The following is a 26018-nucleotide window of genomic DNA, read 5'->3' as shown; positions in this document are numbered from 1 at the left end:
CGGACGCTGCCGGCGGGTGGTTCATCTCACCCTTGCGCAAATCGATTTACGCAACTTCTGCGTTGCAGAATCGGAGCCCGTAAGGCTAGCCTTACCTCATGAACGTTTCTCGTCGATCCCTGCTGACCGCATCCGCGGCAGCCACCGCCGCCTTCGCGGCGACCGCCCTGTCCGCCTGCACCACCTCGGCCTCATCCCCGGGCGCCGGCGGATCGGACTCCAGCAGTGACGATGCGGCACCGGTGACGATCAAGCACATCTACGGCACCACCGAGATCCCCTCCACTCCGACGAGGGTCGCCACCGTCTCCTGGGTCAACGCCGATACCGCCCTCGCCCTCGGTGTTGTGCCCGTGGCCATGCCCGCCATGGAGTGGGGCGGCAACGGCAACAGGTCCACCGACTGGATCGACGCCAAGCTCGCGGAGCTCGGCGGCCCCGCCCCCACGCTGTTCTCCGAAGCCGACGGCATCAACGCCGACGCCATCGCCGCCGCCACCCCCGATGTCATCCTCGCCGCCTACTCGGGACTCACCAAGGACGAGTACGAGAAGCTCTCCAAGATCGCCCGCGTCGTGGGCCCCATCAAGGCGAACTACCTGACGTCCTGGCAGGAGGCCGCCACCGTCATCGGAGCCGCGCTGCGCAAGGACCCGAAGGAGCTCATCTCCTCGGTGGAGAAGCAGATCACCGATGCCGGCAAAGACATCCCGAAGGGCACCACGTTCATCGCCTCCACCCTCGACACTGCGGCGAACACCATCTCCCTGTACACCGGGGACGACACCCGCCCCCGCCTGCTGCGCGCCCTCGGCATGACGGAGGCGGAGGTGGTGCGCAAGAACGCCCCGAAGGACCAGTTCTTCTTCGAATGGTCCCCGGAGCGCGCCGATGAACTGGACTCCGACGTCATCTACTCGTGGATCCCGGCCGGGACGAAGCCCGCTGACGTCAAGGCGAACTCCCTGTTCGGCCGGATCCCCGCGGTCCAGAACGACAAGCTGATCGTCACCGACTCCGACCACGCCACCCTGTCGGTCTCGGCGGCCAGCGCGCTGTCCCTCCCCTGGGCTGTGAAGAACGTGATCCCCGCCTGGATCGAGACCATCACGGCGTGAGCACACGCCTGCCCGTCCCGGTGATCCTGCTGGTCAGCGCCCTCGCCCTGGCCGGTGGGATCGTCGCTTCCCTGACGATCGGCGCGCGCGCAGTTCCCGTCGGCGAGGTCTGGGCGGCGCTGACCACCGCGGCGGACTCCACCAGTGCGGACGTGGTCCGCTCCCGGATCCCCCGCACCGTGCTCGCCGTCGCGGTGGGTGCAGCCCTCGCCGTGGCCGGTGCCGCGATGCAGGGCATGACCCGCAACCCCCTCGCGGATCCGGGCATCCTCGGCCTGAACGCCGGCGCCGCCTTCGCCGTGGTCGCCGCGATCCAGCTGTTCTCCATCGGCTCCGTCCTCGGCTTCGCCTCCGCCGCGTTCCTCGGTGCGGGCGTCGCCGCCGTCGCCGTGTACGTCATCGCATCCCTCGGCCGCGCCGGCGCCACCCCGGTGCGCCTCGCCCTCGCCGGCGCGGGACTGTCCGCTGCGCTCAGCGCTGCCACCTCCGCGATCCTGCTGACGAACAACACCGCGATCGGGCAGTTCCGCTTCTGGCAGGTGGGGGTGCTCGGCGCCCGCAGCGTCCGCGACGTCCTCCTGATCCTGCCGCTGATGCTGGCGGGCGCTGCGGTCATCGCCGGGTCGGCTCGCCTGCTGAACACCCTCGCCCTGGGGGACGACTCCGCGGCGGGCCTCGGCATCTCCGTCGCCCGCGGCCGGATCCTGCTCGGTGCGGGTGCGGTGCTGCTGGCGGGTTCAGCGACCGCCCTGGCCGGACCGATCGCGTTCGTGGGACTCGTGGTTCCGCATGCGGTCCGGCTGCTGGTGGGCGGTGACTATGCCCGGATCATTGCGCTGAGCGCGCTGCTGGGGCCGGTGCTGCTGCTGGTCGCCGACACCGTCGGCCGGGTGATCGCTCCGCCGGCGGAGGTGCAGGTCGGGGTGATGACCGCGGTCATCGGCGCCCCGGTGTTCATCGCACTGATCCGATCCGGCAGGCAGGTGGGACTGTGAGCGCTGCCCTCCGACTGACCGCGGTGCTGCTGTGGCTCGCCGCAGCGTGCCTGCTGCGCCTCATGCTGGGCGATCCCCTCCTGCTGGCCGGCGACATCATCCTCGGCCTCACCGGCGACGCCCCGGGAGTGCGCTTCATCCTCGTGGAGTCCCGCCTGCCCGCGGTCGCGGTGGGCGTCCTCGCCGGGGCGGCACTGGGTGCCTCCGGCACCCTGTTCCAGACTCTGCTGCGCAATCCTCTGGCCGCCCCGGATGTGGTGGGCGTCAGCTATGGAGCGTCGGCGGCGGCCGTGGTGGGGATGAGCGTGTTCGCCCTGCAGGGCCCCGCTCTCAGCGCGGTGGCTGTGCTGGGCGGTCTGGCGTCCGCGCTGCTCGTGATGTGGGTGGCGCGCGGCGGGACCACCCAGTTCGTCCTCGTGGGCATCGCGGTGGCCGCCGCGCTGCAGGCGGTGGTGAACTTCCTGCTGACCCGGTCTGATGCGCGCACCGCGCAGGACCTGCTGCACTGGCTGGTGGGGTCATTGGCGTCCGCGTCGTGGGAGCGCGCGGGTGTTCTCGCACTCTGCCTGCTGGGCCTCGCGCCGGCGGCGGCGCTGGTGATCCGGCCGCTGTCCTCCCTGGAGCTCGGCGAGGATGCGGCCGCGTCCCTCGGTACCCGCGTCGGCACGGCCCGCGTCGCGGTGGTGCTGGTCGCCGTGGCACTGAGCGCCGTCGCGATCGCGGTGACGGGGCCGCTCGCCTTCGTCGCGTTCCTCTCCGGGCCGATCGCGCGGCTGCTCCTTCCCGGCCGACGTGCCCTCGGCCTCACCCTCGCCGCCGCGGCCGCCGTGGGCGCCGCCCTCACCGTGACAGCGGACCTCACTCCTCTGCCCGCCGGTGTCATCACCGGTCTGCTGGGGGCTCCGTTCCTGCTGTGGATGCTGACCCGAAAGGACTCCTCCCTATGACCAGTCTGCGCGCCGACCACCTGTCCCTCGGCTATGACCGTTCCCTGATCGTGGACGACCTCTCCCTCGATCTGCCCCACGGCGAGGTCACGATCATCGTGGGCGCGAACGGGTCCGGGAAGTCGACTCTGCTGCGGGGCCTGTCCCGGCTTCTGCGCCCGCAGGGCGGCTCGGTGCTGCTGGACGGCAAGTCGATCCAGCAGCAGTCGCCGAAGCAGGTGGCGCGCAAGCTCGGCCTGCTGCCGCAGACGCCGACAGCGCCCGACGGCATCACCGTGCGCGACCTCGTGGGACGCGGCCGGTTCCCCCACCAGGGTCTGTTCCGCTCCCTCACCGCGGAGGACCACGCCGCCGTGGACCGTGCCCTGGCCGCCACGGGGATGCAGGAGCACGCGGACCGGATCACCAGTGAACTGTCCGGCGGGCAGCGGCAGCGCGCCTGGATCGCCATGGCGCTCGCGCAGGAGACCGACCTGCTGCTGCTGGACGAGCCGACCACCTTCCTGGATGTGGCGCACCAGATCGATGTGCTGGACGTGGTGCAGCGGCTGAACCGGGAGCGCGGAACCACGGTGGCGATCGTCCTGCACGATCTGAACCTCGCCGCCCGGTACGCCGACACCCTGGTGGCGATGAAGCAGGGAGCGGTGGTCGCCGCCGGGGCGCCCGGGGACGTCGTCACATCGGAGCTGGTGGGCGAGGTGTTCGGCCTGGACGCGGACGTGGTGACCGACCCGCGGACCCGGACACCGATGGTGGTGCCGCGCCGGGCGGCGGCTGCGGATCGTCCCCGTCCGGTGCTGGAGATCGCCCATTCGCTGCTGATGCGCACGCACGTGGCGCAGGTGGAGAACCTCTCCCCCACGTTCCTGCGCCTGACGCTGGCCGGCCCAGACCTGCAGCACTTCGGCTGCGGGGCTCACCCGCAGGATCTGCGGGTCAAGGTGCTGGTGCCTCCGTCGGCCGATCCGGGGCGCCCGGCGGGCACCGCTGCTGCCTCCGCTGCCGCACCGTCCGCCGGCGCCCGCGGCGATGCCGACCCGATCGAGCGTCTGCGGCCCGGGGCGAGCTGCACTGAGGCCGAGGCCGACGCCTGGTACAAGGAGTGGCTGCAGGTGCCGGAGGAGGTGCGCGGCGTCATGCGCACCTACACGGTGCGCGAGCACCGGCAGGCTCTGCACCCGGGCAATGCGAGTCCGCATCCGGAGATCGTGATCGACGTGGTGCGGCACATCGGCGGCCGGGCCTCCGAGTTCCTCCAGTCAGTGCAGGTGGGCGACACGGTGGAGATCCTCGGACCGAATCGGCACGTGGTGGGGCCGGACTGGGCGGGGATCGCGTTCCGCCCCGGGGACGCGCGGCACCTGCTGCTGGCCGGGGACGAGACGGCGGCGCCGGCGATCCTGTCGATCCTGGAGGCGCTGCCCGCATCGTTCACAGGTGACGCCGTGATCGAAGTGCCGGATTCCGCTGATGAGATGCCCGTGATGACGCGCAGCGCCGTGCGCGTGCAGTGGCTGGTGCGCGGGTCGCAGCCGTCCGGGGCTCTGCTCGAGGACGCTGTGCGCAGCTGCGTGGCGCCGCCGCCGTTCCTGGAGGCCGGGGAGGAGCCGGAGGACATCGACGTGGACCAGATGATGCTGTGGGAGACCGCCTCGGGCGGGTCGCTGCCGTTCTACGCGTGGCTCGCCGGGGAGGCGGGCGTCATCAAGCAGCTGCGCCGCTACCTGGTGCGCGACGCCGGTATCGACCGGACGCAGGTGAGCTTCATGGGCTACTGGCGGGTGGGCCGTTCGGAGTCCTGACCCCGCCGCCGGGCCGCGGGGATCGAATCGCCGCCCTCGAGCGGGCCTGATGCTCCCTCCGCTCCGGTCCGGCCCCGCCCCGGCCTGGCCCGGGCCCACCGGTCCGGTGCATGCGTTTCAGCGCTCATTCCGGCGATTGAGAGCGCTGAAACGCATGGAACCGGGAATGTGCGCTGACCTTATGCGGCGCGCTGCCCGAGCCACGGGTCCAGCGCGTCAGCGCGCCCGAGCCAGGGGGCGAGCCCGTCGGCCCACTCCTCCTCGGTCAGCAGGCAGGTCTGGAAGGCCTGGCGCACACGCGCGGCATCAGCGGGGTCCACTCCGGTGATGACCAGGCGGGTGCGCGGCAGAGCCGTCACTGCGGGCACGGGCCCCGGGGTCGGCGCTGCCCCGTCGGCCCCTCCCCCGGCGTCCCGGCTGAGGCCGGTGCGCGCTTCGCTCTGCTCCGCATCCACACCGATGGCGAGCTGCCCGCCGGCACCCTCCCAGCGGCACACCGAATGCGGTCGGGTCGGCACCCAGAACTCGCCGCGAGCACGCAGGCGCCCCGCACCGATCCATTCGATGTTCTCCACCAGGCGGTCCGGGTGGAAGGGCCGCTCGTCCTCCAGTTCGATCGTCCACGCATGCGCGGTGGACGGGTGCGCGTGAGGTCGCACGAGGCGGGAGTGGGCCGAGTCGCAGGAATGGCGGTGGCCGAACACAGCCTCCTCGTCCACGTCGTAGTGGTCGGTGAGGATCGCGTCGGCGGCGGCGAGCTGCGCCACCAGGTCATGGCCGACGGGGTCCTCCTCGTCCACCGCCACGATGTCCGCGTACTCCACCTGGGCGGCGAGCACCTCGCCGATGCTGCGTTCGTCCGCACCGGATGCGGTAAGGCCGCGCTCGGCCACGGTGTCGTCTCCGAGCAGGTCGTTCTGCACGGTGCGGGAGTCCACGGCGGTCACCACGCGAGCCAGGTGCGCGCCGGGGACGGATGCGGAGAGCAGGTGCGCGATGACGTGGGGGTCTGCCGTGACGGGGACGGCGAGGACGATCGCATCCCAGCGCCCGGCGTCGACCAGGGAGCGGAGGGTGGGGATCGCTTCGGTGCTCATCGCGCAGGTGGAGCAGGGATGCTCGAGGTGGATCGCGGTGTCGTCGAGGATGCCGGTGGAGTCGGAGACGACGCGGCGCAGGGTGTGCCCGGTGAGGTCGTGACGGAGGGTCACGGTCCGACGGGCCCCGAGCATGAGTGAGGCTGCGAGGCCGTCGCGCAGGACGGGATCCATCGAGGCGACGATGGCGATAGGCGTGGAGTGGGTCATGGCGTCCCCTCCTCCTTCTTGTTGATAACGGTTCTCATCCGCTATAGTGCTTCACCATGACCACCTACTGTCAAATCACCGGCAAGCGCCCCACATCCGGCAGGCGCGTCTCCCACTCGGGAAAGCGCACCGCCCGCACCTTCCGCCCGAACCTGCAGACGAAGATGTTCTACGTCCCGTCGCTCGGTCGGCGGGTCACGCTGACGGTCTCCGCCGTCGGCCTCAAGACCATCAACCGCCGCGGGATCGATTCCGTTGCCCGCGACCTCATCGCCCGAGGGGAGAAGATCTGACATGGCGAAGGCCAGCGACATCCGACCCATCATCCGCATGCAGTCCACCGCCGGCACCGGCTACACCTACGTCACCACGAAGAACCGGCGGAACACGCCGGACCGCCTCGTACTGCGCAAGTACGACCCGATCGCCCGCCGCGTCGTCGAGTTCAAGGAGACCCGCTGATGGCGAAGACCTCGAAGATCGCCCGCAACCGCCAGCGCGAACAGGTCGTGGCGAAGTTCGCCGACCGCCGCGCCGAACTGAAGCGCACCATCAAGGATCCGGCCAGCTCACCCGAGCAGCGCGCCGCCGCCCAGGCCGAACTGCAGCGCCAGCCCCGTGACGCCTCCGCCACCCGCCTGCGCAATCGCGACCGCATCGACGGCCGCCCCCGCAGCGTGTACCGCAAGTTCGGTCTCTCGCGGGTGCGGCTGCGCGAACTCGCCCACCGCGGCGAACTGCCCGGGGTCACGAAGTCGAGCTGGTGAGGGGCCGACGGGTTCCTCCGCACCCCGATCCGGCGCTGCACGCCCGCGCCGCCGCACTGCACAGCCGCGCACAGACAAGGAAGCACACATGAAGAAGGACATTCACCCCACCTACGAACCGGTGGTGTTCCGCGACAAGTCCGCGGACTTCGCCATCCTCACCCGATCCACGGCCGCCGGCCGCGCCACCGGCACCGTGACCTGGGAGGACGGCCGCGAGTATCCCGTGATCGACATGGAGATCTCGTCCGCCTCGCACCCCTTCTACACGGGCAGTGCACGGGTCGTGGACACTGCCGGCCGCGTGGAGAGGTTCAACCGCCGCTACGGCCGAAAGGCCGCCGGCGCAGAGAAGAAGGAGTCAGCAGCATGAAGGTCCGTGCTTCGATCCGGTCGCTCGCGAAGCAGCCGGGCGCGCAGGTTGTGCGCCGACGCGGCCGCACGTTCGTCATCAACAAGAAGAACCCGCGCATGAAGGGGCGCGCCGGCTGAGTCAGCTGATGCCAGCGGTGGCCACGAGTCATTCGAGGCCGCCGCGGACGTGCAGAAGTTGGAGTGAAACCGCCCCTCAGGTGGCCCGATGGCCGGATCTGGGGCGTTTCACTCCATCTTGTGCACAAGGGCGGCCCTGACCCGGCGGCCTGGCGCCCCACGAGACCGAGAACCGGCAACCTGGCGCCCCGCGGGACCGAGGAGCAGCAGCCTGGCGCCCCGCGGGATCGCGACCCGGCGGGCGCAGAGCGACTCTCGGCCGCACACCCCGTTGCATGCGCTTCAGCGCCCATTCCGCCTGGAATGAGCGCTGAATTGCGTTGAACCGCCGCGGGCCATGGCTGGGCGGGCTCGGAGCGACGCTGCAGCGACGAGGCAGCGAGCCCCGTAAGCGATCGCTTGGCGGGCAGCAGCGGTAGGTCAGCGGGTGCGAATGCTGGAGCCGCTGGTCCGCTTCGACGGAGCGAAGAACGGGCTGCGGGCGGATGCCCCGCTGCCCATCCACAGGCGGGCCGGCTTCTTCGGCTCCAGGCGACCGGCCTTGTCGTGGTGGCGGATCGTCACCGTGCCGCCCCACATGACGGTCTCCGGCACAACAGTCCAGCCGCGGGATGACCGGGCACCGGTCCCGGAAGCGGAGGTGACGGCCTGGCCGGCGGCAGCGTCGGCGGCATCGGCTGCACCGGCACCCTGCCCGGCATCAGCGACCTGCTGCCCATCGCCGGCGCCCTGCTCAGCCGCCCGCTCCGCCTCGGCACGATCCATGAGGTCCGCGAGGTCCTGCTCGACAACCGCGAACGCCGTGGAGAAGGCCTGCGCCTCACGATGACGCCGGATCGCCTTCTCGTACAGGGCCACGAACACGGCACTGGCGCGCGGCCACGAATGCTCCTCGGCATCCGCACGACCCGCCGCACGGACGCGGTCCACCAGACGCGGATCGTCCAGCAGCTCAACGGCTCGCTCCAGGGAGCCGCCCGGCACAGCGGAGTCGGAAACATCGAAGAGGATGCCGTTCTCACCGCTGGTGATCTGCTCCATCGTGGGGCCCGACCGCGCCGCAATCACCGGAAGCCCGCTCGCCTTCGCCTCTAGGATCACCAGCCCCAGGGTCTCCGTGACCGACGGGAACACGAACGCGTCAGCCGAGGCGAACGCGCGCGCCAGCTCCTCGCCGCGCATGAACCCTGCGAAGGTGGTGTTCGTGCCGGCGAACAGCTGCTCCAGTTCCCCGCGAACGGGGCCGTCTCCGACCACCGCGAGCGCGATGTCGTCACGGCGGCGCATCATCGGCTCCAGCAGGTGCAGGTCCTTCTCGGCGGCGAGGCGCCCGACGAACAGCAGCAGCCGTCGGCCCTGCACACCGCCGAGGCGCTCGCGCATCTCGTCATCGGCGCGGCTCGGGCGGTACAGCTCGGTGTCCACGCCCGACGGCACCACATCGACGCGGCGCACGCCCTGCGCCATCAGCTCCGAGCGCGCGGTGGCGCTGGTGGCGATGTTGACCTCGGCGTCGCGGTGCATCTTCTCGGTCGCCCAGCCGACCAGGGGCGCGCCCCACGACCAGGCAGGGTAGCGCTCGAGGTACGCCGGGAGGTTCGTATGGTAGCTCGCCGCCAGCGGAATGCCGTACTTCTTCGCCGCCCACACGCCGACCTGGGCCAGCAGGATCGGCTGCACGGCGTGGATGACGTCCGGGCGGAAGTCCTGCACCACCTGATCGGCGACGATGCGCGCCTGCACGAGGGGCAGGGACCAGGGGCGGTGGCTGTAGAATGGCGTCTTCACGGCGCGCACGCCGTGGATGAGGACCCGTCGGCCGCCCGTTTCGTACACGCGGGCGCCGAGGTCAGGCGCGATGACCTGGACCTCGTGGCCCTCGGAGATGAGGTGGTCGATGAGTCGCTTCAGACGGGTGACGACCCCGTCGATGGAGGGAATGAACGTCTCGGTGACGATCAGTACCTTCATTTCCACGTCACTTTCGGCAGGACGAGTTCCCGCTTGACCCTGTCGCTGTAGCGCTGTGCGGTGCGCAGGGCGTCGGCGATGACCTCGTCGGTGAGCAGGTGCGGTTCGAGGCCCAGGTCGATGAGCCGGGTGTTGACGGCGTTGTAGTAGTGGTCGTACTTCTCTATGCGCGGGTTCTCGATGTTCTCCACGCTGGGGTCCAGATCCATGGTGCGCGCCACCGCGGCGACGCGGTCGGCGAGCTCCTGCACCGAGAACTGCTCGGTGAACTGGTTGAACACGCGGAACTCGCCGCGGTCCGCCGGGTTGTTGCAGGCGATCTCGATGCAGCGCACCGTGTCCTCGATGTTGAGGTAGCCGCGAGTCTGGGAGCCCTGGCCGTACACAGTGATGTCATGGCCGATGGCCGCCTGAATGATGAAGCGGTTCAGGGCGGTGCCGAAGACCGCGTCATAGTCGAAGCGATTGGCGAGGCGGTCGTCCAGGCGGGTCTGCTCGGTGTCCAGGCCGTACACGATGCCCTGGTTGAGGTCCGTGGCGCGGATGCCCCAGATGCGGCACGCGAACATGATGTTGTCGCTGTCGTGGACCTTGGACAGGTGGTAGAAGCTGCCGGGCTGCTTCGGGAAGGGCAGGCGGTCGGTCCGACCCTTGTGCTCGATCTCGATCCAGCCCTCTTCGATGTCGATGTTCGGCTGGCCGTACTCGCCCATGGTGCCGAGCTTGACGAGGTGGGCGTCCGGAGCGAACTCCTTCATCGCGTAGAGGACGTTGAGGGTGCCCTCCACATTGTTGCGCTGGGAGTAGATCGCGTGCTCGCGGTCGATCATGGAGTAGGGCGCGGAGCGCTGCTCAGCGAAGTGGACGAAGGCGTCCAGCTGCTGGCCGTCCGTGGCCTCCCGGAACACTCCGGTGAGGAAGTCCCAGTCGTTGAGGTCGCCGATCCGGGTCTCGATCGTGCGTCCGGTCAGCTCCTTCCACGCCTCAACGCGCTCCTCCAGGGATGCGATCGGGGTGACGGAGTTGGAGCCGAGCTCCTCGTCGATCCTCTCCCGCACGAGCGAGTCCACGATGGTAACCCGGTGGCCCTGAGCTGACAGATGAAGGGCTGTCGGCCAACCGCAGAATCCGGCGCCGCCAGCAACAACGATATTCAGATTACTCACGCGGGTCACGTTACCGAGGCAAGGTCAATGCCCGGTGAACGAGCATCGACGAGGATCCAACAGGAATGCCCCGTGGATCACATTCGGCGCCGTGACAGCATCTTCACTCCACCCGCACACATCGCGACCAGTTCCTCCGCGCGCGTCGCGATAGGATCGAAGGGTCCACACCGTGCGGAGGTAACGTGAGCTTTCTCGACAGAATCGAACGCGGGCTCGACCGAGGCGTCGCCAGCGTCTTCAACCGCGGCAGCGGATCGATCAAGCCGCTCGACCTGGCCCAGGGTCTGAAGCGTGAGTGCGATGACCAGATCCACGTGCTGGACCGGGCCCGCACTCTCGCCCCCAACACGTACTTCCTGTACCTGCACTCCTCGAACTACGACCAGTTCGAGTCCTGGAAGGACGCCCTCCAGGACCAGCTGCAGGACATCCTCGTGGACCACGCGGACAAGCAGCGCTACCTCTTCGTCGGCAACGTCAGCGTCACCATCGAACGCGATGACGAGGTGCGCGCCGGTCGCTTCGAGACCGAGTCCCGCACCGAACGCTCCTCCCTCGCACCCGCCACCGGGGACGCCCAGCAGTTCCAGCCGATCCTGGAGATCGACGGCCAGCAGTACCTCCTCACCGGCCCCGTCACCGTGCTCGGCCGCGGCGGCGACAGCGACATCATCCTGGACGACACCGGAGTCTCCCGTCACCACCTCGAGCTGCGCGTGGACCGCGGCACGATGACCGCGACGGACCTCGGCTCCACCAACGGCACCTACGTGAACGGCGAGCGGGTCACCACGCCCACTCCCCTGCCCGACGGGGCCACCATCCGCATCGGGCGCACCCGCCTCAGCGTGATCCTGCCGCAGAGCACAACGGAGTGGTGACGACTTGAGCGAACTGACGATCGTCGTCCTGCGCCTGGCGTTCATCATCGCCCTGTGGGTGTTCGTGGTGGCCGCCCTGATCATCCTGCGCAACGACCTGTTCGGCACCACGGTGATCTCCCGCGGCAGCGGGAAGGACAAGCGCCGTGAGCAGAGGACCGTGACGAGTCCCGAAGAGCTGGCGAAGATGCGCACCGATCCGGAGGCCGTGGCGACCTCGCTGGTGGTGACCGCGGGGCCGCTGAAGGGCACCACGATCCGCCTGGGTGCGTCCCCGGTGCTGATCGGCCGCGCGCCCGAATGCACGCTCGTGCTCAATGATGACTACGCCTCGAACCGCCATGCCCGGATCTTCCCCGACGGGGACGACTGGTTCGTGGAGGACCTCGGCTCCACCAACGGCACCATGCTCTCCGATCAGCAGATCACGCAGGCGGTGCCGTTCAAGTCGGGTGCGCAGGTGCGCATCGGCCGCACTGTCATCGAACTCCGACGGGGGCCCCGATGACAGTCGCCCTCCACTACGCGGCCAGGACCGATGTCGGTCTGGTGCGCTCGAACAATCAGGACTCCGGCTATGCGGGGCCCCACCTGCTGGTGGTGGCCGACGGCATGGGCGGACACGCCGGCGGTGACGTCGCTTCGTCCCTCGCGATCGCCCGCCTCATTCAGCTGGAGGCCGATGCCCCCGCGACCGACATCGTGGCCGGGCTCGAAACCGCGATCCTGGAAGCGGACCGCTCCATCGTGCGCCGCGCCCGTGAAGAGCCGCTGCTCAGCGGCATGGGCACCACCGTCACTGCTCTGCTGCGCGCCGAGGGCAAGTTCGCGCTCGCCCACATCGGCGATTCCCGCGCCTACGTGGTGCGCGACGGCGAAACGCACCAGGTCACGAAGGACCACACCTTCGTGCAGCGCCTCATCGACGAAGGCCGCCTCACCCCCGAAGAAGCGGAGCGCCACCCGCAGCGCTCCATCATCATGCGGGTCCTCGGCGATCTGGACACCGACCCCGAGCTCGACCTCTCCCTGCGCCCCGCGAACGTGGGCGACCGCTGGCTCCTGTGCTCCGACGGCCTCTCCGGTGTGGTCAGCCACGACACGATCGACGCGAGCCTGCGCGAGATCGACGACGTCGAGGAGTGCGCCGATCACCTCATCGAGCTGGCCCTGCGCGCCGGCGGCCCCGACAACATCACCGCGATCGTCGCCGACGTGGTCGACCTCGACCAGATCCGCCGCACCGAGGATCTGCCGTCGACGAAGACGCAGGTCGTCGGCGCCGCCGCGATCGACCGCAACCGTCCCACCCAGGCCACCGGGCCCGCTGCCCGCGCCGCCGCCCTCACCCGCGAATCCGCGCCCTATGAGGATGAGGACTTCGAGACCGAGGAGCCGCCCCGCCGCGGTCCCTGGCCCGCCATCGCCGCCGCGGCGCTGCTCGCGATTCTGCTGACCGGTGCCGCCTGGTTCGGCTACTCCTGGACGCAGGACCAGTACTACGTGGGCACCGACGGCACCACCGTGCAGATCTACCGCGGCGTCCCGCAGGACCTGGGCCCGATCAGTCTCAGCAGCGTGGAGACCGACACCGGCATCCCCGTGAAGGACCTGCGCCCCATCACGCAGACCCAGGTGAAGTCCACCATCGTGGCGAACGACCTGAAGGACGCGGAGCGGATCGTCGCCGAACTGAAGACCGAGGCCACTCCGCCGGAGCCGTCGCCGAGCCCGACCCCGTCGGCCTCCCCGACCCCATCCACGAGCGCGACCCCGTCGGCTTCCCCCTCCGCGCCCGCCAGCCCGAGCGAGTCCTCGCCGGCTGCGGGCCCCGCCGCCGACGCCCCGACCGCTGAGGGCCGGATCTGATGGCAACAGTCGTCACCTACCAGGCCCGAACGCGCCGTCTGCTGCTGGCGGCGCTGACCGTCGCCGCCCTCGTGCTCGGCGCGGGAGCGCTGCTGATGGTCGACTTCGGCCGACGGGACGAGATCCAGCCCGAGACGCTCTGGGAGATCGGCATCGTCAGCGCCGTCGCCCTGGTGCTCGCCGGCGTCGTCGCTGTCCGCGCCCCGTTCGCGGACCCGCTGATCCTGCCCGTCACCGTCCTGCTGAACATGGTGGGCCTCGCCGAGATCCGCAGCGTGGACCTCGTGTACGAGGAGTTCACCCGCTGGGGCCACGGCTTCTCCTCCCGCCAAGTGATGTGGACGGGGATCGCGATGGCGCTGGCGCTGCTCGTGTTCTTCATCGTGCGGGACCACCGCACCATGCGGCGGTACACGTGGATCACCGGCGCTGTGGGCCTGGCGTTTCTGCTGCTGCCGCTGATGCCGATCATCGGCTCCGCCAGCTACGGCGCCCGCATCTGGATCCGCATCGGCTCCTACTCGTTCCAGCCCGCCGAGATCGCCAAGATCATGTTCGCGATCTTCTTCGCCGGCTTCCTCGTGTCCCGCCGCGACACCCTCGCCCTCGCGGGGCCTCGCATCCTCGGCGTCACCCTGCCCCGCTGGGCGGACTTCGGCCCGATCCTCGGCGCCTGGCTGTGCGCCACCGCGGTGCTCGTGTTCCAGAACGACCTCGGCACCTCGCTGCTGTTCTTCGGCCTGTTCGTGGTGATGCTGTACACCGCCACGGACCGCCTGTCGTGGCTGATCATCGGCGCCGCCATGTTCACCCCGCCGGCGCTGCTGTCCGTGACGAAGCTGTCGCATGTGCAGCGCCGCCTCGAATGCTGGCTCGACCCGATGTCGTCTGCGAACTTCGCGAACTGCGGCCAGATCAACAACGGCATCTACGGCCTCGCCAACGGCGGCCTGATCGGCACCGGCCTCGGGCAGGGCCGCCAGGACCTCGTCCCCTTCGCCCAGTCCGACTACATCTTCGCCTCCCTCGGTGAGGAGCTCGGCCTGATCGGCGTGTTCGCGCTGCTGATGCTGTACGGCATCCTCGTGCAGCGCGGCCTGCGCGCCGCTATCGGCATGCCCGACGGGTTCGGCAAGCTCCTCGCCGCCGGCCTCGCCTTCTCCATCGGCCTGCAGATCTTCATCGTGGTGGGCGGAGTGACCCGCGTGGTGCCGCTGACCGGCCTCACGCTCCCGTTCATGGCGGCCGGTGGTTCGTCCCTGGTGGCGAACTGGATCATCATCGCGCTGCTGATCAAACTGTCCGACGCCGCCCGGCGACCAGCGGCGCGCACCCTGGACAAGGCGTCCGCGAAGAAGGTTGAGGAGGCGACCGCCGCATGAACAAGCCCCTGCGCCACGTGTCGCTCGTGCTGGCGGTGCTGTTCCTCCTGCTGTTCGGCTCCTCCACGTACTTCCAGGCGATCCGCACCCACGAGCTGAGCGCCGACTCCCGCAACGCCCGCGCCATCTACAACGAGTACGGCCGCGCCCGCGGCCCCATCGTGGTGGACGGCGAAGCGGTCGCCACCTCCACCCAGGTGAACGACAACTACGGCTACCAGCGGTCCTACGACCCGGCCCGCACCTACTCCTCCGTCACCGGATACTACTCGGTCGTGTACGGCTTCAGCGGCATCGAGGCCGCGATGCAGAAGGAGCTCAGCGGTGACGCCGACGCGCTCTTCTACCAGCGCGTGCGGGACCTGATCTCCGGTCGGCCTGCCCGCGGCGCCACCGTGGAGCTGACGATCGACCCGGCGATGCAGAAGGCGGCCGTGGATTCGCTGGACGGGCGCAAGGGCGCCGTGGTGGCCCTCGACCCGGAGACCGGTGCGGTGCTCGCCCTCGTCTCCTCCCCCACGTTCAACCCGAACGACCTCGCCGGGCATGACACCACGAAGGTCGCGGAGAACTGGAAGCGCCTGCAGGAGGACCCGGATCGTCCGCTGCGCAACCGCGCCATCTCCGGCAACCTGTATCCCGCAGGCTCCACGTTCAAACTGCTGGTCGCGGCCTCAGCGCTGCAGGACGGCGGGTACACGAAGGACTCCGTGGTGCCCGGTCCCGGTTCCTACCGGCTGCCGAACTCGAACTCCACCATGACGAACTTCTCCGGCGGTGACCGCACCGCCTGCGGACCGAACAACGAGTCCTCCCTCCAGGCCGCCATGCAGCAGTCCTGCAACACGTCGTTCGCGATGCTGGGTGTGAAGCTCGGCGAGGACAAGCTCGCCGCCACCCTGAAGGACTACGGCTTCGGGCAGGAGCAGTACATTCCGATGAAGGTCGCGCCGTCGCACATCGCCACTGACATGGACGATGCGCAGCTGGCGATGACGTCCATCGGCCAGTACGAGACCCGTGTGACCCCGATGCAGATGGCGATGGTCGCAGCGTCGTTCGCGAACGACGGCGTCGTGATGGAGCCGCAGGTCGTCAAGGGTGTGCGCACCTCGTCGCTGACCCAGGTGTCCACGATGACCCCGAAGCGCATGTCGCAGCCGCTGTCGGCGTCTAACGCCGCGCAGATGCGCGAGATGATGCAGGCGACCGTCGAGGACGGCACCGGCGGCGCGGCCCGGATCGACGGCCTCGAGGTGGGCGGCAAGACCGGCACCGCCGAGTGGGAGCGCGGGAAGAAGGCGCACTCCTGGTTCGTCGGCTACGCATCCGATGGTCAGAAGAAGGTGGCCATCGCGGTCATCGTCGAAGAGGGCGGATACGGCAGCCGCGTGGCTGCCCCCATTGCACGTGACGTCATGAAGGCGAGGTACGAGAGGTGAAGACCAAGAAGGGGCTTGTCCTCGAAGGACGCTACGAGCTCACCCGCCTCATCGCCACCGGCGGCATGGGCCAGGTGTGGGAAGGCCTGGACAAGGACCTGGACCGCACCGTGGCCGTGAAGGTGCTGCGCGAGGAGTTCGCCGGCGAAGAGGGCTACCTGAAGCGGTTCCGGGCGGAGGCCCGCCACACCGCCGCGCTCGCGCACGACTCGATCGCCGCACTGTACGACTACGGCGAGCTCGACGGCCGCGCCTACATCGTGATGGAGCTGGCGCCCGGGCGCCCGCTGTCGGACATCATCGAGGAGAACCCGAACGGCATCGATGAGGCCCGCGTGACCACCGTGATCCGCGAGCTCGCCCGAGCCCTGGACGCCGCGCACGTGAAGGGCGTGGTGCACCGTGACGTGAAGCCGGAGAACATCCTGGTGGATGAGGCGAACGGCTGGGCGATCAAGGTGACGGACTTCGGCATCGCCCGCTCCAATGAGCAGGCGCGGCTGACGAAGACCGGCCTGGTGATGGGCACGGCCCAGTACCTTGCGCCGGAGCAGGCGATGGGCAAGCAGGCGACCAGCCTCTCGGACGTGTACGCCCTCGGCATCGTCACCTACGAGATGCTGACCGGTGAGCGGCCGTTCACCGGCACCAGCCAGGTGGAGATCGCGATGGCGCAGGTGAAGCAGCCACCGCCGGAGCTGCCCTCCACGATCAGTGAGGACATGCGCACTCTGGTGATGATGATGCTGGCAAAGGCACCGGCGAACCGCCCGCGGTCGGCGTCGGCCGTGGCGCGGATCCTCGACGAGCTCGAACGCGGTGAGCAGCCGCGGTTCGCCGCCGGGCCGGTGGCGACGGGCCCGCAGAAGACGGGTGAGCGCAAGCAGAAGGACGACAGCCCGATCTCTCCGACGGGCACGCGCACCGCCGCAATGCCGCTGCTGGGCAAGCCCCGGTCGGTGTCGGTGCGGTCGGCTGCGGCGCCGAGCGCGTCGGGCGCGGCGTCGTCGAATTCGGCGCTGAGCGCCAATCCGGCGCGCACGGGCTCGGCGGAGTCGCTGAGTGCGAACTCGGCGCTGAGTGCGAACCCGGCACCGGATCATTCGGCGCGGCGGCCCGACGGGGTCCGCACCGTGCGGGAGGCGCAGCGGTCGCAGAAGTCGTCCTCCCTGGTGCTGCCGCTGATCGTGGTGCTGACCGTGATCATCATCGGTGTGGCGCTGGCAATCCTTGTTTCGCAGGGAGGCATGTCGTTGGGCTGGGAGCACGTAGGATTGACGGACGGATCGGTGCTGGCCGGCGAAGGAATAAGGACGGGTGAACGGTGACTGAGTCGACGATGCTCCTCAACGGCCGCTACGAGATCGGCCGCCTCCTGGGGCGCGGCGGCATGGCTGAAGTGCTGCTCGCCACCGACACGCGCCTGCACCGCACCGTTGCCGTCAAGGTCCTCCGCAGCGAGTTCGCGCAGGACGAGCACTTCCAGGAGCGGTTCCGCCGTGAAGCGCAGAGCGCTGCGAGCCTGAACCATCCCGCGATCGTCGCCGTGTACGACACCGGCGAGGATGTGAAGACCGAGCCCAACGGCACCGAGGTGACCATCCCGTACATCGTGATGGAGTACGTGGAGGGTGAGACCCTGCGCTCCAGCGTGAACGAGGAGCACCCGATGGACGTCCATCAGGCGTCCGAGATCATGGCCGGGGTGCTGTCGGCGCTGGAGTATTCGCACCGCCACGGCATCGTGCACCGCGACATCAAGCCCGGCAACATCATGATCGACAAGGCCGGTGCGGTGAAGGTGATGGACTTCGGCATCGCCCGTGCTGTCGCTGAAGCCACGAACAACATGACGCAGACGTCCGCCGTGATGGGGACGGCGCAGTACCTGTCGCCGGAGCAGGCGCGCGGCCAGCAGGTCGATGCCCGCTCGGACGTGTACTCCGCTGCCGTGGTCCTGTACGAGCTGCTGTGCGGTCGCCCGCCGTTCCAGGGCGATTCGCCGGTGTCGATCGCGTACCAGCATGTACGTGAGCTGCCGGAGCGTCCCTCCACGTTCAACCCGAGCATTTCGCCGGCGATGGACGCCGTGATCCTGAAGGGCCTGGCGAAGGACCGCGATGAGCGCTATCAGAGCGCACTCGCGTTCTCCCGCGACATCGCGGCCGTGGCCGCGGGCCGGCAGCCGTCGGCTGAGCTGCCCGCCGCCTACGCCGGTGGTGGCGCTCCCGTGGACGCGCCCACGCAGGCGCTCGCGCCCGCTGATCAGCCGACGGAGCGTCTGTCGGCCACCCAGCTGATTCCGACGACCGGGCCGGGTGCCGCGGTCGCCGCCGGTTCCACTGCCGCGGCCGGGGTCGCCGGGGCGGGCGCTGCGCACGCGCACTCGAGCGCCGCTGAGCCGGCCACGGCCAACGGGGCGGCTGTTGAGGAGCGCCGTCGGGACCGGACCCCGGTTCTGCTGTGGGCGCTGATCGGTCTGGCCGTGCTGGCTGTTGCGGGGCTCGCCCTGTGGTGGCAGCTCGGCAAGTCCGGCGATCCTGCCGTTGAACAGGTGCAGGTGCCGGCGATCATCGGCGTGTCCGAGGCGGAGGCCCGGACGGAGCTGCAGGCGGCCGGCCTGAACCCGAAGTTCGACCTCAAGCCGTCGAACGATGTGCCCGATGGCCAGGTGTCCGAGGTGTCGCCCGATGTGGGCACGCAGGTGGATCGTGGGTCCACGGTGAGCGTGACTGTCAGTTCGGGCCCGTCGGAGACGAAGGTGCCGGACCTGTCCGGGAAGTCGAAGAGCGAAGCGGAACAGCTGCTGAAGGACGCCGGGCTGACGATGAAGGTCGCCGGCACCGAGGACGTCAAGGACGCGAAGAAGGACACGGTGACCCGGTCCGATCCAGCCGCGGGTGACTCCGTGGAGACGGGCGGCACCGTGCAGGTGTGGCTGGCGTCCGGTCAGGCTGAGGTGCCGAGCGTCGTGGGCCTGTCCCGCGACCAGGCGGAGTCGGCGCTGTCCGATGCAGGGTTCACTGTGGACGTGTCCGAGAAGGAGGATCCGGAGCAGACGCCGGGCACGGTCCTGGAGCAGTCGCCGGAGGCCGGCGAGATGCTGGACTCCGGGTCCACGGTGCGCATCGTCGTGGCGAAGGAGCAGGGCCCGAAGGCGCTGCCGAACGTCACGGGCGCGACCCTGGATGAGGCGCGCAAGAAGCTCTCGGACGCCGGGTTCGGTGTCGAGGTGAAGCAGGAGGCGAGCGATTCGGTGCCGAAGGGCAGGGTGATCCGCACCGAGCCGAAGGCGAACGAGAAGGTGGAGCCGAACTCGACGGTCACGATCATCGTCTCCAGCGGCCCGGAGGAGAAGCCAACGCCGACTCCGACCCCGTCGCCGACTCCGGAGCCGTCGCCGAGCCCGACCGAGACGTCTCCGAAGCCGACGGATTCTCCGAGCCCCACGCAGACCACTGACAACGGCGCATCTGGGAAGAAGGGCAATGGACAGGGCAATGGCAACGGCAAGGGCGGTCCGCCGTCGGACAAGCCCGGGCTCGGCCAGGGCAACGGCAACGGCAACGGCTGATGCGGACGGACGATCCCCGATCTGCTGACGGTGCCGCCGGCCCAGAAGCGGCTGCCGAGCCGCGCGGCGTCGCCGGCCCGGACTCTTCCGCCGACCCCGCCGGCCCGCGCATCCTCGTGGTCGACAACTACGACTCATTCGTGTTCACGATCGTCGGCTACCTGGAGCAGATGGGCGCCGACTGCACCGTTCGCCGCCATGACCACGCGGATCTGGACCCCACCGAGTTCGACGGTGTCCTCATCTCCCCGGGCCCCGGGAACCCGGACACGGCTGGCCGCTCCCTCGAGGTGATCGAGGCCTGTGCCCGCACCGGTACCCCGATGCTGGGGGTGTGCCTGGGCCTGCAGGCGCTGGCGCAGCTGTTCGGAGCGACCGTCGCGCATGCGCCGAATCTGATGCACGGCCGCACCTGCGCGATCACGCACGAGGAACGGAGCGTGTTCGAAGGGCTCGCGTCACCGCTGACTGCGACCCGGTATCACTCGCTCGCGGTTGTGCCGGAGACGCTGCCGGTCTGCCTGGAGGTGACGGCGTCCGCGGAAGACGGCTCCATTCAGGGCATTGCGCACCGGGAGCTGCCGCTGCATGCGGTGCAGTTCCACCCGGAGTCGGTGCTGACGGAGGGCGGCCACCATATGCTGGCCGTGTTCCTGCAGCTCGCCGAGGGCGCCCCCACTGCTGACGCTGCGCGGCGCGCGGAGGGTCTGCGGCCGCTCATCGGCTGAACCCGTCGGCGCCGTGGCCTCAGGCGCGGCCTCAGCTGACCGGCAGCGGCAGCGGCGCACCCACGGTGTTGTCGTTGAACGGCATGTACAGCGCCACGATCGGGAACACCCACATGAACAGGACGGCGACGATCGCCAGCACGAGGACGAGCACGATCAGGGCCTTCACCCACCACGGGCCGGGCAGGGTACGCCAGAGCGGTCCGTACATGTCAGAACACCTTTCCTTCGAGCTCCTGCGGAATGCCCTTCTTGCGGTCCACCCAGTGATCGAACTTCGCGTGCACGATGTAGCGTTCACGCGCGGAGTACATCGGGTGGCAGGCGGTCATGGTCATGAACTGCTCCGTCGGCTCCTCCCCCGGCTTGTTCGGGACGGGGGCGATCACTTCGATCGCGGACGGCATGGTGATCTGATCGCTCGTGACTCGGTAGACGTAGAACGCTTCGGCGGTCTCCACGATGACCGGGTCGCCCTCCTTGAGGCGGGCGATGTCGTGGAGGGGACGGCCGTAGGTGGAGCGGTGACCCGCGATGGAGAAGTTGCCGTTCTCACCGGGGACCGCGGTCTCGCGGTAGTGGCCGTTGCCCTTGACATTCAGCACCTCGGTCATGGAGGTACCCTCGGCGATGGGCGACGACACCTTGTCGAACTTGGGGATGTGGAGGGTGCCCCACACCTGGTTCTCAGCGCCGGGCTTCGCCACCGGCGGCGGGCCGGACTCCGGGGGTGCGATCTTCTGCGGGGGACGGCCCCACATGTCCTCGGAGGCGGCGATGATGTCGGAATGCTCCTGGTCGGCGATGACATCGGTCCACCAGAGCTGCCACACCACGAACAGTCCGAGCAGCACTCCGACGGTGATCATCACCTCGCCGAGGATGCCGACGACGCGCGATGCCCCCGCCCTCATCGGCGTGACGCTTCCTGTGCGCTCGCGCGCTCAGCGCGGGTGCAGAACGGGTGCATGCTGTGCCTTTCGTCTGTGGATGCGTTCGCTACTCTAGTGGGAGTCTCTGCAACAGGAAGGTGAGGCATGGCCAAGGACACGTCCGCGCCGTCGGCGGGGCGCCGCGCAGCCCGCGCGCGCGATGAAGCCGCCGCTCAGAGGGGCGCCCGCGAACTCGGACCGAAGCCATCGCCGCGCTGGCTGGTGCCGGTGGCGATGACGCTGCTGGTGCTCGGTCTTCTGTACATGGTGGTGTACTACGTGTCGGCCGCCCAGTACCCGTTGCCGATCGGTGACTGGAACCTGGCGGTGGGCCTCGGCCTGATCATGCTCGGCGGCGCACTGCTGACGAACTGGCGATGACGATGAGCCCCGCCGAATCCTCCCACCCGTGGACGCGGTTCGTCGCGATCGGCGACTCCTTCACCGAAGGGATCGGGGATGCCGACGAGACAGTCGTCGGCGGTGTGCGCGGCTGGGCCGACCGGGTCGCCGAGCAGCTCACCGCCGGCACCGACGACTTCTCCTACGCGAACCTCGCGATCCGCGGCCGCCTGTACCGGCAGATCATCGACGAGCAGATCGAGCCCGCGATCGACCTGTCCCCGAACCTGGTGAGCTTCTTCGCCGGCGGCAATGACGTGATCCGCCGCGGCGACCCGGATGAGATCGCCGGTCACATCGACGAAGCCGTCGGCCGCCTCGCCACCACCGGTGCGGACATCATCCTGTGGACGGGCCCGGACGTGGGCAGCACCCCCGTGTTCCGCATGATCCGCGGCCGCACCGCCATCTACAACGAGAACATCCGCGCCATCGCGAAGCGGTACAGCACGTTCGTGGTGGACCTGTGGTCCCTGCGCGAACTGACCCGCGAGGACATGTGGGCGCCGGACCGTCTGCACTTCTCCCCGCTCGGGCACCACACCATCGCCCGCGAGGTGCTGAACGTGCTGGGCGTGGACAACGACCTCACGAGCGAGATGCCGGAGGCGGCGCCGCGGAAGGAGTGGCGCGAGGCGCGTCGCGAGGACCTCGTGTGGGCCAAGGAGTTCTTCGGCCCGTGGGTTCTGCGGCGCATCCGTCGGCAGTCCTCCGGTGACGGGATGACGCCGAAGCGCCCCACCGCGAAGCCCGTGTTCGGTGCACCGATGGCCCCCGGCGCGGACACCGGCGAGCTGGATCAGGTGCCGGGCGAGGACTGAACCCGTCGGCCCCGCTCCCGCCGGCGGGGCGAAGGACCCACAGTCCCCACCGCGATGGACACCACATCGTGTTTATAGTGTTCCCAGCTGCGATGAGATCTGCCAGCGCTCGAGCTTGGGCACCGTCCCACGATCGTGACCCTCTCCCCGAAAGAGAAAGCCATCCTCATGACCACAGCATCCCCTGCGCCCGCGCGGCGCACCCGCCCGCGCCTCACCTGGCGCCGACTCCTCTCCATCCTGATCGCCCCGTTCCTGCTGGTCGCCCTCGCGGCCTGCGGTGAGGTCAAGGGCGACATCGAGATCAAGTCGGCCAAGCAGGCGTCGATCGATATGACGATCTCCCTCGACAAACAAGCCGCCTCCACCCTCGGCGTCGGCAATTCGTCCGATGCACTGTGCACCTCGCTGAAGTCCCAGATGGGCATCACCAGCGCTGACTTCGTCAAGGTGTCCCCGAAGGACGACGGCGACCGCATCGGCTGCAACTTCAAGGGCGACGGCGAAGCCGAAGCCAACAACTCCGCCCTGACCGAGGAAGAGGACGGCAAGTACCTCCGCTTCAAGATCGGCGACTCCACCGTCAGCGCCGACGAGTGGGAGCGGGCGATTCAGGACATGGAGCGGATGGGCCTGGACGCCTCCGGCTTCACCACCGACATCACTATCACCATGCCGGGCAAGGTCGTGGAGACCGCCAGCGGCAAGGCGGAGGGCAACAAGGTCCGCATCACCGATCCCAAGGAACTGATGACCAAGGGCATTGATGTGAAGGCAGAGACGAGCAGCTTCCCGTGGATGATCGTGATCATCGTGCTCGCCGTGCTCGCGCTCCTCGCTCTTCTGGCGATCGCCGCGCTGATCTTCTTCTTCCTGTCCCGCAAGAAGAAGAACAAGCCCTCTGCTCCGGCACCGTTCGGCACCCACGCCGCCGGCGGCTCCTCCGGTCCGTTCGGCAACCAGAACAGCCAGCAGGGCTTCAACCAGCAGGGCTTCGGTCAGCAGGGCCAGCCCAGCGCCAACAACCAGCCCAGCCAGCCGAACTTCGGCAACCAGCCGGGTCAGCCGAACTTCGGCGGCCAGCAGCAGGGCTTCGGCTCGCAGCCCGGTCAGCCGGGTCAGCCTGGCCAGCAGGGCTTCGGCGGCCAGGACGGCTTCGGCAACCAGCCCGGCCAGCCCGGCTCCGGATCCCAGAACCCCGGCCCGCAGTGGCAGGGCCCCGGCACCAACTGATCAGACAGCGGTCATCCCGCTCACCTGACGCGGCCCGCCTCCGTTCCATCGGGGGCGGGCCGCTGCCGTGAGTTCCGCGCACAGGGCGCCGCTTCGTCGACTTCGGTCGACGGGGCGGCGCCCTGGCCGTTCCCGCTCCGGTGAAATCGGCCTATAATGGACAATCGTGAGGCTCCCGGTTGGTCGGGAAGCCGGCATCCGTCGGCCCGCGCTCACGGGCCCCGCTCGTCCCTGTCAAGAAGGCCCGCGCTCATGCACCTCTCCTCCCCCGCGCACCCACCCCGCGCCGCCTGGCGTCGTCTCCTCGCTGTGCTCCTGGCACCGCTGCTGCTCCTCACCCTCGCCGCGTGCGGTGAGCTGAAGGGAGAAGTCGATTTCGAGGACGAGTCCACGGTCTCCATCGACCTCACTCTGAAGGTCGACCAGAAGACCGCTGCCGCGATGGCGTTCAACAGAGATTCCGTCGCGGAGTTCTGCGAGGACACCAAAGCCGAAGAACCGAACACACCCGGATTGAGGGTCACCCCCGTCACGTCGGGTGGCGGCTCCGGTTGCCGCATCGAATATGAGGGCAAGCACGACATGATCAAGGAGATGCTGACCGAGGAGGAGAACGGCAAGGCTCTGCGCCTCGTCACGGATGAGGGTCAGCGGATCAGTGAGGACGAGTGGAACGACCTCGTCAAGAATGCACGGGAGCACGGCATCGATCTCGACGATGCGAAGGTCGATGTTGAGATCACCATGCCGGGGAAGGTGCTCTCCAGCGTCAGCGGCGAGATCGACGGCGACACCGTCCGGATCACCAATCTGCACGATCTGCTCACCCAGGGCGTCAACATCAAGTCCGAGGTGAAGAGCGGCTTCCCATGGGGTGCGATCGTCACCACCCTGCTCGTTCTTCTGCTGCTGGCAGCACTGGCCGCGGCGGCGTTCTTCTTCCTCCGCAGGCGCCGCGGGGGTCAGGGGAAGCAGCCGACGGGTTCCCCCGCAGCTCCGGGCCAGGGCGGTGCGCATGCGCCGCACCAGGCTGGAGCAGGTGCAGCCGCGGTCGCTGCACCGCAGCACCCTCAGCACCCTCAGCACCCGCAGGCACCGGGCCAGCCGCAGGCGCAGGCGTACCCTCAGGCTCCGTCAGCTCCGCAGGTTCAGTCGGGCCCGCAGGCTCAGTCGGCACCGCAGGCTCAGTCGGCCGCTCCGGCACCGCAGGCGTCGGGCCAGCAGTACGCGACCGGCCAGCCCTCCGCTGCACCCCAGCAGCCGATGATGCCGGGCCAGCCGCAGGCACCGCAGGCCCCGTCGGCGGCACAGGCACCGTCCGCCTCTCAGGCCCCGTCGGCGGCACAGGCACCGTCCGCCTCTCAGGCCCCGTCGGCCGCTCCGGCGCCGCAGGCTCCCACGGGCCAGCAGCCGCTCGCGCCGAACACCGCGATGCCCCCGCAGCAGCCGCACCGCCCGGGCGACCTGCAGTCTCCGCCGACCCCGCAGCGCCCGCGCCGATGAGACGACGCTCTTTGTGATGTAGGACCCGCCGCCCGGCCTTCGATTGGCATCGACTCACCAACTCGAGTAATGTTGAGAAGGTCGGAAACGGCAAGCGCCCGTAGCTTAACGGATAGAGCACCTGACTACGGATCAGGAGGTTGGGGGTTCGAATCCCTCCGGGCGCGCAGTGCTGAGAAGCCCCGAGATCACCACGATCTCGGGGCTTTTCTCGTTGCCCGTGGCCCCGTCCGTTGCTTCGCAGTGCTCGGAGGGCGCTCGCCGCAGGGGCCCGAAGGCTCGCCGCAACGCAGTCCGAATCTTCGCCGCAACGGCCGAGGAGGATCGGCTGCGCAGTTCGACGGCCCCGCCCAGCCGCAGAATTCGACGGATGTTCGCTATCGAGCCCGAATTCGGCACATCCAGCGAACTCTGCAGCCAGCGCATCGAAGATCTGGGCAGCGCGGCGGCGAGCCGGGGGACCCGGCGGTGTCAGAAACCCAGGGGCCAGAGACCCGACGGGGCCAGAAACGAAAGCGACTTTTTTGCGGATCGGCAGGGTGCTTACCGCAAAAAAGTCGCTTTCGATTGGGATGACCGGGGCCGGCTGGGGACAGCGGCGGGCACCGGCGCGATGACCGGGGCCGGCTGGAGACAGCGGCGGGCGCCGGCGCGATGGCCCGGGGGGGGGCCGGGGATTC

At 69.3% G+C, this 26018-nt stretch carries 26 protein-coding genes and 1 tRNA gene; 22 read left to right on the top strand and 5 right to left on the bottom strand.

Annotated elements, in window-relative coordinates; genetic code table 11:
* The first annotated feature begins 98 nt into the window (after positions 1–98).
* From MHY20_RS05245 to MHY20_RS05230, 4 genes are read left to right on the top strand one after another with little or no spacing between them, the layout of a single operon-like run.
* A complete protein-coding gene (locus MHY20_RS05245; RefSeq protein ID WP_239375425.1) occupies positions 99–1118 on the top strand; it encodes an ABC transporter substrate-binding protein in 1020 nt (339 codons plus the stop codon).
* Positions 1115–2113 carry an iron ABC transporter permease gene (locus MHY20_RS05240; RefSeq protein ID WP_239375423.1) on the top strand — a complete coding sequence of 333 codons (999 nt, stop codon included), beginning with the start codon at positions 1115–1117 and terminating at the stop codon, positions 2111–2113. Before MHY20_RS05245 ends, MHY20_RS05240 begins: the two co-directional genes overlap by 4 nt.
* Entirely contained in the window at positions 2110–3060 is a 951-nt protein-coding gene (locus MHY20_RS05235; RefSeq protein ID WP_239375422.1) for an iron chelate uptake ABC transporter family permease subunit, read from the top strand. Before MHY20_RS05240 ends, MHY20_RS05235 begins: the two co-directional genes overlap by 4 nt.
* On the top strand, positions 3057–4865 hold the full coding sequence (locus MHY20_RS05230) for an SIP domain-containing protein (RefSeq protein ID WP_239375421.1): 1809 nt from the start codon (positions 3057–3059) through the stop codon (positions 4863–4865). Before MHY20_RS05235 ends, MHY20_RS05230 begins: the two co-directional genes overlap by 4 nt.
* 179 nt (positions 4866–5044) lie before the next feature.
* Here MHY20_RS05230 and MHY20_RS05225 read toward each other — a convergent pair whose 3' ends face one another.
* A complete protein-coding gene (locus tag MHY20_RS05225) occupies positions 5045–6172 on the bottom strand; it encodes a GTP-binding protein (protein ID WP_239375420.1) in 1128 nt (375 codons plus the stop codon).
* 56 nt (positions 6173–6228) lie between these two features.
* Here MHY20_RS05225 and rpmB point away from each other — a divergent pair, with 56 nt between their 5' ends.
* The 5 genes from rpmB to MHY20_RS05200 all read left to right on the top strand — a co-directional run bounded on the left by rpmB (position 6229) and on the right by MHY20_RS05200 (position 7431).
* A complete protein-coding gene (gene rpmB / locus MHY20_RS05220) occupies positions 6229–6465 on the top strand; it encodes a 50S ribosomal protein L28 (RefSeq protein ID WP_239375419.1) in 237 nt (78 codons plus the stop codon).
* A 1-nt stretch (position 6466) separates the two neighbouring features.
* Positions 6467–6634 (top strand): 50S ribosomal protein L33, encoded by a 168-nt coding sequence (gene rpmG, locus MHY20_RS05215; protein WP_183376072.1) that lies wholly within the window; start codon positions 6467–6469, stop codon positions 6632–6634.
* Entirely contained in the window at positions 6634–6939 is a 306-nt protein-coding gene (gene rpsN / locus MHY20_RS05210) for a 30S ribosomal protein S14 (RefSeq protein ID WP_239375418.1), read from the top strand. The genes rpmG and rpsN overlap by 1 nt, the downstream gene beginning before the upstream one ends.
* Before the next feature lie 88 nt (positions 6940–7027).
* Entirely contained in the window at positions 7028–7312 is a 285-nt protein-coding gene (locus MHY20_RS05205; RefSeq protein ID WP_183376054.1) for a type B 50S ribosomal protein L31, read from the top strand.
* Positions 7309–7431 carry a ribosomal protein bL36 gene (locus MHY20_RS05200; protein ID WP_183376051.1) on the top strand — a complete coding sequence of 41 codons (123 nt, stop codon included), beginning with the start codon at positions 7309–7311 and terminating at the stop codon, positions 7429–7431. The genes MHY20_RS05205 and MHY20_RS05200 overlap by 4 nt, the downstream gene beginning before the upstream one ends.
* 420 nt (positions 7432–7851) lie before the next feature.
* On the opposite strand, the gene MHY20_RS05195 is transcribed toward MHY20_RS05200, so the two are convergent.
* Together MHY20_RS05195 and MHY20_RS05190 are read right to left on the bottom strand one after the other, a co-directional pair.
* Positions 7852–9402: a glycosyltransferase family 1 protein gene (locus MHY20_RS05195; RefSeq protein WP_239375417.1), complete on the bottom strand. Its 1551-nt coding sequence runs from the start codon at positions 9400–9402 to the stop codon at positions 7852–7854.
* Complete coding sequence (locus MHY20_RS05190; protein WP_239375416.1) at positions 9399–10568, bottom strand: NAD-dependent epimerase/dehydratase family protein; 1170 nt, start codon at positions 10566–10568, stop codon at positions 9399–9401. Before MHY20_RS05190 ends, MHY20_RS05195 begins: the two co-directional genes overlap by 4 nt.
* 185 nt (positions 10569–10753) lie before the next feature.
* On the opposite strand from MHY20_RS05190, the gene MHY20_RS11735 reads away from it, so the two are divergent.
* Genes MHY20_RS11735 through MHY20_RS05150 form a run of 8 tightly spaced genes read left to right on the top strand, consistent with a single transcriptional unit; the run spans position 10754 to position 20447 of the window.
* A complete protein-coding gene (locus MHY20_RS11735) occupies positions 10754–11452 on the top strand; it encodes a DUF3662 and FHA domain-containing protein (RefSeq protein WP_183376045.1) in 699 nt (232 codons plus the stop codon).
* Between the two features lie 4 nt (positions 11453–11456).
* A complete protein-coding gene (locus MHY20_RS05180; protein ID WP_183376043.1) occupies positions 11457–11960 on the top strand; it encodes an FHA domain-containing protein in 504 nt (167 codons plus the stop codon).
* A complete protein-coding gene (locus tag MHY20_RS05175) occupies positions 11957–13321 on the top strand; it encodes a Stp1/IreP family PP2C-type Ser/Thr phosphatase (protein ID WP_239375415.1) in 1365 nt (454 codons plus the stop codon). The genes MHY20_RS05180 and MHY20_RS05175 overlap by 4 nt, the downstream gene beginning before the upstream one ends.
* Positions 13321–14703, top strand: coding sequence for an FtsW/RodA/SpoVE family cell cycle protein (locus tag MHY20_RS05170; protein ID WP_239375414.1), 1383 nt, complete (start codon positions 13321–13323; stop codon positions 14701–14703). The genes MHY20_RS05175 and MHY20_RS05170 overlap by 1 nt, the downstream gene beginning before the upstream one ends.
* Positions 14700–16145: a penicillin-binding transpeptidase domain-containing protein gene (locus MHY20_RS05165; RefSeq protein ID WP_239375413.1), complete on the top strand. Its 1446-nt coding sequence runs from the start codon at positions 14700–14702 to the stop codon at positions 16143–16145. Before MHY20_RS05170 ends, MHY20_RS05165 begins: the two co-directional genes overlap by 4 nt.
* Positions 16142–17473, top strand: a complete 1332-nt coding sequence (locus MHY20_RS05160; protein WP_239375412.1) for a serine/threonine-protein kinase — start codon at positions 16142–16144, stop codon at positions 17471–17473. The genes MHY20_RS05165 and MHY20_RS05160 overlap by 4 nt, the downstream gene beginning before the upstream one ends.
* The gene (gene pknB / locus MHY20_RS05155; protein WP_239375411.1) at positions 17470–19719 is read left to right on the top strand and encodes a Stk1 family PASTA domain-containing Ser/Thr kinase; all 2250 of its coding nucleotides are present in this window, start codon (positions 17470–17472) and stop codon (positions 19717–19719) included. The genes MHY20_RS05160 and pknB overlap by 4 nt, the downstream gene beginning before the upstream one ends.
* Positions 19719–20447 (top strand): gamma-glutamyl-gamma-aminobutyrate hydrolase family protein, encoded by a 729-nt coding sequence (locus MHY20_RS05150; RefSeq protein WP_183376031.1) that lies wholly within the window; start codon positions 19719–19721, stop codon positions 20445–20447. The genes pknB and MHY20_RS05150 overlap by 1 nt, the downstream gene beginning before the upstream one ends.
* Positions 20448–20478: 31 nt before the next feature.
* Here MHY20_RS05150 and MHY20_RS05145 read toward each other — a convergent pair whose 3' ends face one another.
* Together MHY20_RS05145 and MHY20_RS05140 are read right to left on the bottom strand one after the other, a co-directional pair.
* Complete coding sequence (locus MHY20_RS05145) at positions 20479–20658, bottom strand: hypothetical protein (protein WP_239375410.1); 180 nt, start codon at positions 20656–20658, stop codon at positions 20479–20481.
* A gap of 1 nt (position 20659) precedes the next feature.
* Positions 20660–21361, bottom strand: coding sequence for a class E sortase (locus MHY20_RS05140; protein ID WP_239375409.1), 702 nt, complete (start codon positions 21359–21361; stop codon positions 20660–20662).
* Between the two features lie 123 nt (positions 21362–21484).
* On the opposite strand from MHY20_RS05140, the gene MHY20_RS05135 reads away from it, so the two are divergent.
* The 5 genes from MHY20_RS05135 (at position 21485) to MHY20_RS05115 (ending at position 25505) form a co-directional block, all read left to right on the top strand.
* The gene (locus tag MHY20_RS05135; protein ID WP_183376024.1) at positions 21485–21760 is read left to right on the top strand and encodes a cell division protein CrgA; all 276 of its coding nucleotides are present in this window, start codon (positions 21485–21487) and stop codon (positions 21758–21760) included.
* Positions 21757–22602 (top strand): SGNH/GDSL hydrolase family protein, encoded by an 846-nt coding sequence (locus MHY20_RS05130; protein ID WP_183376022.1) that lies wholly within the window; start codon positions 21757–21759, stop codon positions 22600–22602. Before MHY20_RS05135 ends, MHY20_RS05130 begins: the two co-directional genes overlap by 4 nt.
* Positions 22603–22770: 168 nt before the next feature.
* The gene (locus tag MHY20_RS05125) at positions 22771–23835 is read left to right on the top strand and encodes a hypothetical protein (RefSeq protein WP_239375408.1); all 1065 of its coding nucleotides are present in this window, start codon (positions 22771–22773) and stop codon (positions 23833–23835) included.
* A 252-nt stretch (positions 23836–24087) separates the two neighbouring features.
* On the top strand, positions 24088–25338 hold the full coding sequence (locus tag MHY20_RS05120) for a hypothetical protein (RefSeq protein ID WP_239375407.1): 1251 nt from the start codon (positions 24088–24090) through the stop codon (positions 25336–25338).
* A 94-nt stretch (positions 25339–25432) separates the two neighbouring features.
* Positions 25433–25505, top strand: a tRNA-Arg gene (locus tag MHY20_RS05115).
* Positions 25506–26018: the final 513 nt, after the last annotated feature.

Source organism: Helcobacillus sp. ACRRO, from assembly GCF_022347125.1.
In the GTDB taxonomy this organism is placed as follows: Bacteria; Actinomycetota; Actinomycetes; order Actinomycetales; family Dermabacteraceae; genus Helcobacillus; species Helcobacillus massiliensis.
This window is presented reverse-complemented; position numbering and strand designations above follow the sequence as displayed.